This window comes from Enterobacter cloacae complex sp. ECL414 (assembly GCF_021869685.1).
In the GTDB taxonomy this organism is placed as follows: Bacteria; Pseudomonadota; Gammaproteobacteria; order Enterobacterales; family Enterobacteriaceae; genus Enterobacter; species Enterobacter kobei.
Genome location: NZ_CP091481.1, coordinates 3115811 through 3128424, shown reverse-complemented (window position 1 = coordinate 3128424; position 12614 = coordinate 3115811). Strand labels below are relative to the sequence as shown.

The following is a 12614-nucleotide window of genomic DNA, read 5'->3' as shown; positions in this document are numbered from 1 at the left end:
ATTGTGCCGGGTGGTGGCTTCACCTTACCCGGCTTACGTTGACCAGCGGCGGACTAGGCTATCCTGCACGCATCCGCTTCCCAGCGATACCCCACGCCGTACACCGCGCGGATAAACGACTGCTCGGCGTCCAGCGCCTCCAGCTTGCGGCGCAGGTTTTTGATGTGGCTGTCGATGGTGCGGTCAGTCACCACGCGGTAATCATCGTACAGATGGTTCAGCAGCTGTTCTCGGGAAAATACCTTCCCGGGCTCATGAGAGAGGGTTTTCAGCAGGCGGAATTCGGCAGGCGTCAGGTCCAGCAGCTTACTGCGCCAGCTTGCCTGGAAACGGCTTTCGTCGACAATCAGCGGGCTTTGTGCATCCAGCACCTGCAGTTCGCGCTGCGGTTTGCAGCGGCGCAGAATGGTTTTCACCCGGGCGACCACTTCACGCGGGCTGTAGGGTTTACAGATGTAATCGTCCGCGCCGATTTCGAGGCCCAGCAGGCGGTCAATCTCTTCAATTTTGGCGGTGACCATGACGATCGGCACGTCGGAGAAGCGACGAATTTCCCGGCACAGGGTCAGGCCATCGGTACCCGGTAGCATCAGGTCCAGCAGGATCAGGTCCGGCGGCGTCTGGCGCACGTACGCCAATACCTGGTCGCCGTGGCTTATCAGTGACGGGGCATAGCTGGCCGCGCGTAAATAGTCGATCAGCAGTTGCCCCAGCTTGGGTTCGTCTTCGACAATCAAAATACGTGGCGTGTTTTCGTCAATCGGTAACTCGGTCATGCTTCTCTCGATAAATCCCGTTCCAGAGGTAACTCTACAGTAATGCTAACCCCGCCAAAAGGCGAATGGGCGGCGCGGATCGTCCCATTATGCGCCTCGACGATGTTAACGCAAATCGCCAGCCCCAGGCCGGATCCGCCGCTGGCGCGGTTGCGGGAGCCTTCGGTCCGGTAAAAACGTTCGAACAGCTTGTCCAGCTGCGCATCCTGCACCCCTGGGGCGGAATCGGCGAAGGTGAGGGCGAAGCGCCCGTTTTCCTGTCTGCCGGAAATATGCAGCCCGCCGCCGCTGTCGGTATAGCGCAGGCTGTTTTCCAGCAGATTATTGAAGAGCTGCATCAGACGGTCTTTGTCGCCAAACACCACCGCGCTGTCCGGCAGGGAGAGATCGATCTTCAGGTTGCGGCTGGCAAACCGTTCCCGGAAGGCGCCGCTGGCAACTTCAAGCACGTTAATCACATCAACCGGCGCCTTCTGGTAGGCCAGTGCACCTTCGTCGGACATAGAGAGCTGGTGGAGGTCATCCACCAGCTTGGTGAGTGTGCCCACTTCCGCCTGCAAAGAGGCCACCGATTCAGGCGTAAACTGACGTACGCCGTCCTGAATGGCTTCCAGCTCGCCGCGCAGGACCGCCAGCGGCGTGCGCAGTTCGTGAGAAATATCGGCCATAAAGTCGCGTCGCATCTGCTGGTTTTTCTCCAGCGTGCTGGCGAGCTGGTTAAAGTCCTGCGCCAGCCGGCCGAGTTCGTCCTGGCTACGGGTATCGACGCGGGTGGTGAAATCCCCGGCGGCCAGCTTGTGCGTCCCTTCCACCAGCCGCTTTACCGGGGCGAGCAGACCGCGCGCCAGCGGGAAGGTGGCGAGCGCGGCGAGCAGGGTGGAGAGGGCTACAATCAGCCAACTGGTCCGGCGCTGCTGGCGGTCAAAGTTGATGTCGGTATTGCGCGTCAGGCGCTCCACCGGGGAGGCGATAACCCAGCCGACGGTGGCGTTATTGACCTTAATCGCCCGCCGGGTACCGTCCGGCGGAATCGGTGCGCGCGGGCCAACCAGCGTGCGCATCTCCTGGTCAATGACCCAAAACTGGGTGCGCCAGCCGTGCGGCGGCATGCCCGGGCCGGGACGATCGTCCCCGGTATCGTGCTCCAGCGAGCGCAGGATCTGGAAAATAAAGCGGTCATTGTTGCGCAGAAAACGCCAGTTGCCGTGCTGGGCGTACTGCTCGCCCAGCGCATCGCTTAAGCCCTGCAGACGCTGCTCGTTGCCGTGCTTAATGTAATCAATAAAACCCCGCTCAAAGCTGACCCGCACGGCCCAGTGCATGGTGATCAGCAGGACGATACAGGTGGCGAAGATCGCCACAAAGAGCTTGCCGGTGATCCCCGGTCGCCAGAATTTCATGAGCCACTCCTTTTGCCGCGCCTAATCACGACGTTCTTGCTGGTATCATCTGGCACTCTGGCGAAGATGAATGCGGGCAGGGCGATGATGACCGCCATGCTGAGATACGTATATAAAAAGATCTGATGCGCCACCGGCGTATCGACGCTGAGATGGTGCTGGCCGTACATGCCGAGCAGCAGTCCGGCGATCGTCACCCCCACGCTCATCGAGAGCTGCATGATCATCGACAGCAGGCTGTTGCCGCTGCTCGCCAGTTCGTCCGGCAGGTCCTTCAGCGTCAGGGTATTCATCGACGAGAAACGCATGGAGTTGATGATTCCCTGGCAGAACAGGACCAGCGGCAGAACGTAGAACCAGCCCATTAACGCCACGGCCATGAACAGCAGGCTGACCAGCGCCAGCCCCAGCGTGGCGGCCACCAGCACGTGACGATAGCCAAAGCGGTTTACCACCTGCACCACGATGCGCTTCATGCCCATGCTGCCGAGCACCATCGGGATCATCATCAGGCCCGCGTGAAACGGTGAAAATCCCATCCCGATTTGCAGGAAAACGGGGGTCATAAACGGCAACATGCCGCTGCCAATACGTCCGGCAAAACTTCCCACTAGTCCCAGACGGTAGGTCGGGTTTTTAAATAAATTCAGGCTGAACAAGGCCCGATCGTTTCCTCTGGCATGCCACAGGTACCACAGAATCGCGGTGATGCCGACGGTGACCAGAACACCGAGCATGAGGGAAGAGATCCCCAGCCCCTTTTGTCCGTCGAGCGCCAGGGTGAGCGTGGCCATGCCCGCTGCCAGCAGAATGAAACCGAAGAAATCGAAGCGACGCGTCTGCATTGTGTAGTTCGGCATCAGCGCGAGGGTGGCAATCGCGCCGATGATGCCCACCGGCAGGTTGATTAAGAAAATCCAGTGCCACGAGGCGTATTCCACCAGCATCCCGCCCAGCGCCGGGCCCAGCAGCGGCCCCACCTGGCCGGGCAGGGTGACAAAGGTCATCGCCGCCATGTACTGCTCGCGTGGGACAATCTTCATCACCGTTAACCGCCCGACGGGCACCATCATCGCCCCGCCAACGCCCTGCAGCACGCGCGCCATGACCAGCTGGTCGAGGGTGCTGGCCTGAGCGCAAAACAGCGAGCCGGTGGTGAACAGCACGATGGCGGTAAAGAAGATATTTCGCACGCCCACTTTGTCCGCCAGCCAGCCGCTGGCAGGCAGCATGACGGCAACCGTCAGCACGTAGGCGACAATCACCATATGCATATGCAGCGGGCTCTCCCCCAGGCTTTTCGCCATGGAGGGGAGGGCAGTATTGACGATGGTCGTGTCCAGCGACTGCATAAAGAAGCCGAAGGCGACTATCCATAACTGCCAGCGAACGTTAGCGGGGAGGTCGGTCATTTACTCGGTCACCGTGGATCTGTTTTTACGCGAAAAACGCAGCCGCAGGCGGTCGAAGAACAGATAGACCACCGGCGTGGTGTACAGCGTCAGCAGCTGGCTCATCACCAGGCCGCCGACAATGGTGATCCCCAGCGGCTGGCGCAGTTCAGACCCGTCGCCGCCCGAGACAACCAGCGGCAACGCACCAAACAGTGCCGCCAGGGTGGTCATCATGATCGGACGAAAACGCAGCAGGCACGCCTGGAAGATCGCCTCTTCCGGGGAGAGATTGCCATTACGCTGGGCGTCCAGCGCGAAGTCGACCATCATAATCGCGTTTTTCTTCACGATACCGATCAATAGCATGATCCCGATGAGCGCGATAAGGCTGAATGGCGCACCAAACAGCTCAAGCGCCAGCAGTGCCCCCACGCCTGCGGAGGGTAGCGTCGAGAGAATAGTCAGCGGGTGAACGTAGCTCTCATACAGGATACCCAGCACAATGTAGACCGTGGCGATGGCGGCCAGAATCAAAATCACCTGCGAGTTCATCGTCTCCTGGAACACCTGCGCGGTGCCGGCAAAACTGCCGCGCACGGTGGACGGCACGCCGAGCTGCGTCATGGCGCGATTGATCGCATCGCTGGCCTCAGAAAGCGACGATCCGGCGGGCAGGTTAAAGGAGATGGTCGACGCCGCTGACAGCCCCTGGTGGTTCACCGACAGCGGCGCGTTGGCTGGCTGCCAGCTGGCAAAGTAGGAGAGCGGTATCGCCTTGCCGTCGTTGTTAATCACAAACATTTTGTCCAGGGCGCTGATGTCCTGGGTGTAGCGCGGGTCCACCTCCATCACCACCTTGTACTGGTTCATTGGCTGGTAGATGGTCGAGATCTCACGCTGGCCGAAGGCGTTGTTCAGCAGGCTGTTGGCGGCCTCAACGTTGATGCCCAGCCGCGACATGGTTTCGCGGTCGTAGGTCAGGGCCATCTCTGCGCCGTTGTCCTGCTGGTCGGAGTTCACGTCCGCCAGATCCGGCAGGGCGGCCAGCGCCTTGCGGATCTTCGGTTCCCACTCGCGCAGGGCGGCCAAATCATCCGAGAGCAGCGTGTACTGATAGCTGGCGTTAGCCTGACGCCCGCCGACGCGGATATCCTGAACGGCCATCAAAAACAGGTTGGCCCCCGGCTCTTTGGCGAGCTTGACCCGCAGGCGATCGATCACCTGCTGGGCGGTTTCATTGCGCTCGCTGCGCGGTTTGAGGGTGATAAACATCATCCCGCTGTTGACGCGCGATCCGCCGGTAAAGCCGGTGACGTTATCCACGGCGTTGTCTTCACGAATGATCTTCATAAAGTCCTGCAGCTTGCCGCGCATCGCCTGGAACGAAATGCTCTGGTCCGCCTGAATGCCGCCCATCAGCACGCCGGTATCTTGCTCCGGGAAGAAGGTTTTCGGGATGGTGATATACATCCAGACGTTGAGCACAATGGTGCCGATGAGCACCAGGCCGACAAGCCGGGTATGGTTGAGCACCCACTTCAGCGATTTGCCATAGCCTTCCTGCATCGCCATCAGGAAACGGCCAAAGCCTTTGCGACGCGGCTGGGAGTGCGGCTTGCTGCGCTTGAGCATCCACCCGCACATCATCGGCGTGAGCGTCAGCGAAATCAGCAGCGAGATGCCGATGGCGACCGAAAGCGTGACGGCAAACTCCCGCAACAGCCGACCCGGCAGGCCGCCCATCAGCAGCAGCGGCAGGAACACCGCCACCAGGGACAGGCTCATGGAGAGCACCGTAAAGCCCACCTCGCGCGTCCCCTGCAGCGCGGCCTGAAGTGGCTTCACGCCCGCTTCCAGATGGCGGGAAATGTTCTCCAGCACCACGATAGCGTCATCCACCACAAAACCCGTCGCAATGGTCAGGGCCATCAGCGACAGGTTATTGAGGCTAAACCCGCACAGGTACATGGCGGCAAAGGTGCCAATAAGCGACACCGGCACGGCCACCGCCGGGATCAGCGTCGCCCGACCGGAGCGCAGGAACAGGAATACCACCAGGATCACCAGTGCGACGGAGATCACCAGCGTCTGCTCCACCTCCTCAAGCGAGGCGCGAATGGTCGGGGAACGATCCTGGGCAATTTGCAGATCGATCGCGGCCGGGATAGTCTCCTGCAGCTCCGGGAGGCGGGCGCGAATGCTGTTCACCGTCTCAATAATGTTCGCTTCCGGCAGCTTACGAATCATCAGCAGGATAGCCGGTTTGGCGTTGGTCATCCCGGCGTTGCGTACGTCCTGCACGGAGTCCGTCACGCTGGCGACATCGCTTAAGCGTACCGCCGCGCCGTTGTTGTAGTGAATAATCAACGGCTGATATTCAGCTGCAGTTTTCAGCTCGTCGTTGGTGTGGATCTGCCAGCGGTGGCTGCTGTCCTCAACCGCCCCTTGCGGTTTGCGCACGTTGGCGTTGCTGATGGCGGATCGCACATCGTCCAGCGACACGCCCTGATTGAACAGCGCCTGCGGGTTTAATCCCACGCGCACGGCGGGCAGGGAGCTCCCGCCGACGCTCACGTCACCGACGCCGTTAATCTGCGAGATCGTCTGCGCCAGCTGGGTGGACGCAAAGTCGTACAGCTGCCCCTGAGAGTAGGTATCCGACGTCAGCGTCAGGATCATGATCGGCGCATCCGACGGGTTGGCCTTGCGGTAGGTCGGCCGGCTCGGCATGCCGCTCGGCAGCAGGCTTTGCGCGGCGTTGATGGCGGCCTGCACGTCGCGCGCTGCGCCGTTAATATCCCGGTCGAAGCTGAACTCCAGAATGATGCGCGTACTGCCGAGCGAACTGCTGGAGGTCATCTCGTTGACCCCGGCAATCCGCCCGAGAGAGCGCTCCAGCGGCGTGGCGACGGATGACGCCATGGTTTCCGGTGAGGCGCCCGGCAGCGAGGCGCTGACCATGATCACCGGGAAATCCACCTGCGGCAGGGGAGCCACCGGCAGTAGTCGGAAACCGAGCACGCCGCAGAGGGTGATGGCGAGCGAGATTAATATTGTCGCCACCGGGCGATAAATGAAGAGGGCGAAAAACTTCACTTACGCCTCCTCTTCACGTTTCGGGAAGCGGCTTTTCGTCCACAGCGCCAGACGGTCAAACAGCAGATAAATCACCGGTGTGGTGAACAGGGTCAATACCTGGCTCACCAGCAGACCGCCGACCATGCCTATTCCCAGCGGGCGGCGCAGCTCCGCGCCGACACCGGTGCTGAGCATCAGCGGCAGTGCGCCAAGCAGGGCCGCCAGCGTGGTCATCAGGATCGGACGAAAACGCAGCAGACAAGCCTGGAAGATAGCCTCACGCGGCGACATGCCCTGCTCACGTTCGGCGGCCAGCGCAAAGTCGATCATCATGATGGCGTTTTTCTTCACGATCCCAATTAACAGGATGATGCCGATAATGGCAATCACGTCCAGCTCGCTTCCCGCCAGCATTAATGCCAGCAGCGCCCCCACGCCTGCCGTCGGCAGGGTAGAGAGGATGGTGATCGGGTGGATAAAGCTTTCATACAGCACGCCGAGCACGATGTACATTGCCACGACGGCGGCGACAATCAGCCAGATGGTGTTGCCCAGTGCGGCCTGGAACGCTAGCGTGCTGCCCTGGAACTGGGTCTGAATATCGGACGGGAAGCTGAGCGCTTTTTCAGCCGCCTGGATCGCCTCCACCGCTTCGCCGAGCGAATAATTGTCCGACACGTTGAAGGAAATCGTGGTGGACGGGAACTGATCCAGGTGGTTAATCGACAGCGGGGTATAGCGCTCTTCCACCGTGGCGATAGCGCTTAACGGCACAATCCCACCGTCTTTGCTGGTCAGGCGCACCGAATCCAGCCCGGCCAGACCGGGTGTATTTTCCGTGTTGTGCTCCAGTACCACGCGGTATTGATTCGCCTGGGTGTAGATGGTGGAGATCAGTCGCTGCCCAAACGCGTTATACAGGGCGTTATCCACGTCCGCCATGGTAATGCCGAGACGGCTTGCCGTGTCGCGGTTGACGTTCACATACGCGGCCAGCCCTTTGTCCTGCCAGTCGCTGCTTACATCGTTAAGTTGCGGCAGGGTTTTTAGCTTATCGACCAGCTGCGGCACCCAGGTGCTGAGGGCATCCAGCGTGGTGGCCTGCAGCGTAAACTGGTACTGCGTGCGGCTGACCTGGGTATCAATGGTCAAATCCTGTATCGGTTGCAGATAAAGCTCCACGCCCGGGACGCGAGCGACGGCGCTTTGCAGCCGTTCAATAACGGCATTGACGCGATCGTCACGCTCATCCAGCGGTTTGAGGTTGATCTGCAGACGGGCGCTGTTCAGCGACGGGTTGGTGCCGTCGACGCCAACGTAGGACGTCAGGCTCTCTACCGCCGGGTCTTTCATGACGATCTCAGACACCTGCTGCTGACGCTGCGCCATATTGGCGAAGGAGACCGACTGCGGCGCCTGCAGGGTTCCCTGAATAATGCCGTTGTCCTGAATCGGGAAGAAGCCTTTCGGGATAAAAATCCACAGCATCACGCTGAGCGCCAGCGTGCCAAGCGCCACGCCGAGCGTGGCCCATGGATGGTTCAGCACTTTGGCCAGCACGCGACCATACGCCGCAATGATCCGTTCGAACATCCGCTCGGAGGCGAGCGAGAAGCGGTTTTGCTTGCGCAGGGACGCGTGGCTCAGCATCCGGGCGCACATCATCGGCGTCAGGGTCAATGACACCACGGCGGAGATCAAAATGGCCACCGCCAGCGTGACGGCAAATTCGCGGAACAGTCGCCCGACGATATCGCCCATAAACAGCAGCGGGATCAGCACGGCAATCAGCGAGAAGGTCAGCGAGATAATGGTAAAGCCGATCTCACCCGCCCCTTTCAGCGCCGCCGCCAGCGGTTTTTCGCCTTTCTCGATATAGCGCGAGATGTTCTCGATAACCACGATGGCGTCGTCCACCACGAAGCCGGTGGCGATGGTGAGCGCCATTAGCGTCAGGTTGTTGATTGAAAAATCGAGGAACACCATCACCGCAAACGTGCCAACCAGCGAGAGCGGCACGGCGACGGCGGGAATAATGGTTGCCGGGACGTTGCGCAGGAACAGGTAGATAATCATCACGACCAGGGCAATCGCCAGCATCAGTTCGAACTGAGTGTCGGTGACCGACGCGCGAATGTTCGTGGTGCGGTCGGAAAGCACCTTCACGCTGACCGACTTCGGCAGGCTTTCGATCAGCTGCGGCAGCATGGTGCGAATGCTGTCGGCGGTTTCGATGATGTTGGCGCCCGGCTGGCGCTGGACGTTCATTACGATCGCCTGCTGCTTGTTCGCCCATGCGCCAAGCCAGCTATTCTCCGCCCCTTGCTCCACCGTCGCCACATCGCCCAGACGCACCGGGGCGCCGTTCTGGTAAGCAATAATCAGCTGACGGTATTCATCCGCGGACTGCATCTGATCGTTGGCAGAGAGCGTGACGGCGCGGGTTGGGCCGTCCAGCGAGCCTTTTGCCGAATTAACGTTGGCGCTGCTGATGGCGGTGCGGATGGTTTCACTGGTCAGCCCCAGTGCGGCAATCGCCTGCGCATTAAGCTTAACGCGCACCGCCGGGCGCTGCCCGCCCGCCAGCGTGACGAGACCGACGCCGGAGACCTGAGAAATCTTTTGCGCCACGCGGGTCTCGACCATGTCTTCCACCTGCGTCATTGGCATGGCGGAGGAGGTGACGGCAAGCGTCATGATCGGCGGATCCGCCGGGTTTACTTTGCTGTAGACCGGCGGGTTAGGCAGGTCCGACGGCAGCAGGTTGGTGGCCGCATTGATGGCGGCCTGAACTTCCTGCTCGGCTACATCCAGTGACAGCGTCAGCTGGAACTGTAGCGTCACGACAGAGGCCCCGCCGGAGCTTTGGGAGGACATCTGCTTCAGGCCCGACATCTGCCCAAACTGGCGCTCCAGCGGGGCGGTGATGGCGGACGTCACCACGTCCGGGCTGGCGCCGGGATAAAGCGTCACCACCTGAATGGTGGGGTAATCCACTTCCGGCAGCGCCGAGACGGGCAGGAAGCGGTAGCCGATAATCCCCGCCAGCAGGATCGCCACCATCAGCAGCGTGGTGGCGACAGGACGGAGGATAAACAGGCGTGACGGCCCACCTGTAGCGACGGGAGGCATAACCTGCATCAGGAGGCCGCTCCCTGTTTCGCAGGTTCAACCACTTCCACTTTCGCCCCTTCAGTCAGACGGTCGATACCGTCGGTGACCACGCGGTCGCCAGCGGAAAGCCCGGCGCTGATTACCACCGTCTGACTGTCCTGAATCCCGGTTTTCACCAGATGCTTACTGACTTTGTTTTCACTGTTCAGTACCCAGACAAAGTTGCCTTCGTTACCCATCTGCAGCGCGGCGGTGGGGATCACCACCGCGTTCTCTTCGGTCGCGACCAGCATTCGCGCGTTGACGAACTGGTTCGGGAAGAGGGCATCGTCCTGGTTGTTAAAGCGGGCCTTCAGCTTAATGGTACCGGTCGTGGTGTCGATCTGGTTATCCAGGCTGAGCAGGCTACCTTCGCTGAGCTTCTGTTTATTGGTGCGGTCCCAGGCTTCCACCACCAGGCCTTTCCCGGCTTTTTGCGCCTGAATGACCGTCGCAATGTCGCTTTCCGGCAGGGTAAAGACTAAATCAATCGGGTGAGTCTGGGTGATCACCACGATGCCCGTGGTATCTCCGCTGGAGATTTGGTTGCCGATATCGACCTGCTTCAGACCAACCCGCCCGTCAATCGGTGCGGTGATGCGGCTCCAGTCGAGCTGTAACTGGGCGCTGGCCACGGCGGCTTCGTCGGCTTTGATGGTGCCCTGCGTTTCGCTGACCAGCGACTGCTGTGTGTCCAGCTCCTGGCGGGAGACCAGATTGGTTTTTACCAGCTGCTGATAGCGCGCTAAATCACGCCGGGCGTTGGCAAGGGTGGCTTTGTCTTTCGCGAGCTGTCCCTGCGCCTGGGCGAGGGCCACCTTAAACTGGCTTGGGTCGATCTCCGCCAGTAAGTCACCGGCCTTAACCTGCTGACCTTCCTGGAAGTGGATCGCAATGAGCTGACCATCGACGCGGCTACGCACCGTGGCGGTGTTAGCGGCGGTAATGGTTCCGAGCCCCGTCAGATAACGCGGAACGGCTTTACTCACCGCCGTAGCTGCCTGAACCGGCGCCAGCGCACCGCCTCGCATACCGTGACGGCCGCCACCTGCCGGGCGCTGTGATGCGCTGTTGGCACCGGCGGGTACGCCAGAGTTTGCGGATTGGCTGTGCCAGTACCAGGCGGCGGCAAGTGCCACCACAATGATGCCAGCGGCGATTGCCCAGCGGGATTTATTACGGCCTTTCATCGTTATACGTTCTCATCCTGAATACTTCGGGGAATGATACTAGTTTAGTCAGGCAACACAGCGGAAAAATGGAGGAAATATGGAAGACTGTCTGGAATTGTCTGAGTGTGGTGCTTTTTTTTGCCGGGTGGCGCTTCGCTTACCCGGCCTACGGTTCGAGGGTTTTGTAGGCCGGGGAAGGCGAAGCCGCCACCCGGCACCGCGGCACTAGCTAAACATCACCTGCGCCCAGCGCGCCAGCCCCGCGGTAACGGAGCCAAAGTCATCGCCACCAGCAATTGGAATACCCGGCAACTGTTCCGCCAGCGCTTTTTTGATCAGCGGTGAACGGGCGCTTCCTCCGGTCAGGTAGATGACGTCCGGCTTCTCTTTGCCGTTCTCCAGCGCGAGTTGCACCTGTTCCAGTATGCGCTGTAGCGGCTGCGCGAGCGCGGTCTCCAGCCCCTCCTGTGAAATCGCCGTGGCCAGATCGTCGCTGATAAATGGCAAGGACACCGCATGTTCAGCGCGGTTTGAAAGGGCAATTTTGCTCTCTTCGGCGGTGCGTACCACGCGGTAGCTCAGGCGCTGACGCCACACTTTATACAGCAGGGCGACTTTATCGGCGTCCTGCGCGTCACGCATCAGGTCATTCAGGAAGCGGCCGTTGGCGGTACTGTAAAAATCACTCTGCGCCGGGACGTCGTTGATGGCAATCGCGTTCCACCACGGCAGGATCGGCAGGGCGATGCCTTTTTCCGTTTGCCCGCCCATGCCGAGCAGCGGCATCAGGCTCTTGAATGCCAGGGCGATATCCAGATCGTTACCGCCCACGCGGCAGCCGCTGTGCCCCAGCAGGCTATTTTCACGGTCGCGGCGGTGATGCCACTGCGGCCCCATCAGCAGCAGCGAGCAGTCCGTTGTACCCCCGCCGATATCCACGACCAGCACCCGTTTTTCTTCCGTCAACGTGGCCTCAAAGTCCAGCCCCGCCGCAACCGGCTCATACTGGAACACCACGTCGCGAAAGCCTGCCCGGTGCGCCGCGCGCTCAAGGATCCCCTGCGCCTGCTGGTTGGCCTCATCGCCGCCCAGCCCCTGGAAGTTGATCGGGCGGCCAATCACGGCCTGGGTAATCGTCTCGGGGACCTGCGTCTGCGCCTGATGACGGATATGCAGCATCATGGCGCATACCAGGTCTTCAAACACCGCCACCTGCTGCGGTTTGAGGCCGCTGGCCCCGAGGAAAGATTTTGGCGATTTAACAAAGTAGACCTCTTCCGGGTCTTCAATGTAATGCCCGAGTGAAGAGAGGCCGAACTGCACGCTGGAAGGCGTAACGTCGATATCTTCCTCGCGGTTAAAGCTCACTGCCCGGCGCAGCAGCGCCTGAGTTTCTGCCGCAGTCGCCGGAACCTGATGGTGGCGGAACAGCCACTCGCTCACCGCTTCACGCGTCGGCGCGCAGAGCATTGACGGCAGCAGCGTGCTCTCTTTTTCCATTTTCAGGAGCTGTGGTTGCCCGTTTTGCATAATTGCAACCGAGCAGTTTGCCGTACCGTAGTCGAATCCGATAAACACAATAAATCCCCATGCCAGTGAGAAGGGGCGAGACTTTAGCGGAATGCCTGTCCGGCGACAACA

General features: G+C 60.6%; 7 protein-coding genes. All 7 read right to left on the bottom strand.

Annotation, left to right across the window (positions count from 1 at the left end):
* Window positions 1–53: 53 nt before the first annotated feature.
* Entirely contained in the window at window positions 54–776 is a 723-nt protein-coding gene (gene baeR / locus L3068_RS15050; protein WP_014884522.1) for an envelope stress response regulator BaeR, read from the bottom strand.
* Window positions 773–2176: an envelope stress sensor histidine kinase BaeS gene (baeS, locus tag L3068_RS15045; protein ID WP_023330891.1), complete on the bottom strand. Its 1404-nt coding sequence runs from the start codon at window positions 2174–2176 to the stop codon at window positions 773–775. The genes baeR and baeS overlap by 4 nt, the downstream gene beginning before the upstream one ends.
* A complete protein-coding gene (locus L3068_RS15040; RefSeq protein WP_087529859.1) occupies window positions 2173–3588 on the bottom strand; it encodes an MFS transporter in 1416 nt (471 codons plus the stop codon). The genes baeS and L3068_RS15040 overlap by 4 nt, the downstream gene beginning before the upstream one ends.
* Window positions 3589–6666, bottom strand: coding sequence for a multidrug efflux RND transporter permease subunit MdtC (gene mdtC, locus L3068_RS15035; RefSeq protein ID WP_117581226.1), 3078 nt, complete (start codon window positions 6664–6666; stop codon window positions 3589–3591).
* Window positions 6667–9789, bottom strand: coding sequence for an MdtB/MuxB family multidrug efflux RND transporter permease subunit (locus L3068_RS15030; RefSeq protein WP_014884518.1), 3123 nt, complete (start codon window positions 9787–9789; stop codon window positions 6667–6669). It abuts the gene before it with no gap.
* Window positions 9789–10991 carry an MdtA/MuxA family multidrug efflux RND transporter periplasmic adaptor subunit gene (locus L3068_RS15025; protein ID WP_117581228.1) on the bottom strand — a complete coding sequence of 401 codons (1203 nt, stop codon included), beginning with the start codon at window positions 10989–10991 and terminating at the stop codon, window positions 9789–9791. Before L3068_RS15025 ends, L3068_RS15030 begins: the two co-directional genes overlap by 1 nt.
* Before the next feature lie 207 nt (window positions 10992–11198).
* A complete protein-coding gene (gene yegD / locus L3068_RS15020) occupies window positions 11199–12551 on the bottom strand; it encodes a molecular chaperone (protein ID WP_014884516.1) in 1353 nt (450 codons plus the stop codon).
* Window positions 12552–12614 lie beyond the last annotated feature (63 nt).

Excerpts from the sequence above, each read along its gene's own strand:
- L3068_RS15030 (WP_014884518.1), bottom strand. The coding sequence starts at position 9,789 with ATGCAGGTTATGCCTCCCGTCGCTACAGGTGGGCCGTCACGCCTGTTT.
- L3068_RS15040 (WP_087529859.1), bottom strand. The coding sequence starts at position 3,588 with ATGACCGACCTCCCCGCTAACGTTCGCTGGCAGTTATGGATAGTCGCC.
- L3068_RS15025 (WP_117581228.1), bottom strand. The coding sequence starts at position 10,991 with ATGAAAGGCCGTAATAAATCCCGCTGGGCAATCGCCGCTGGCATCATT.
- baeR (WP_014884522.1), bottom strand. The coding sequence starts at position 776 with ATGACCGAGTTACCGATTGACGAAAACACGCCACGTATTTTGATTGTC.
- baeS (WP_023330891.1), bottom strand. The coding sequence starts at position 2,176 with ATGAAATTCTGGCGACCGGGGATCACCGGCAAGCTCTTTGTGGCGATC.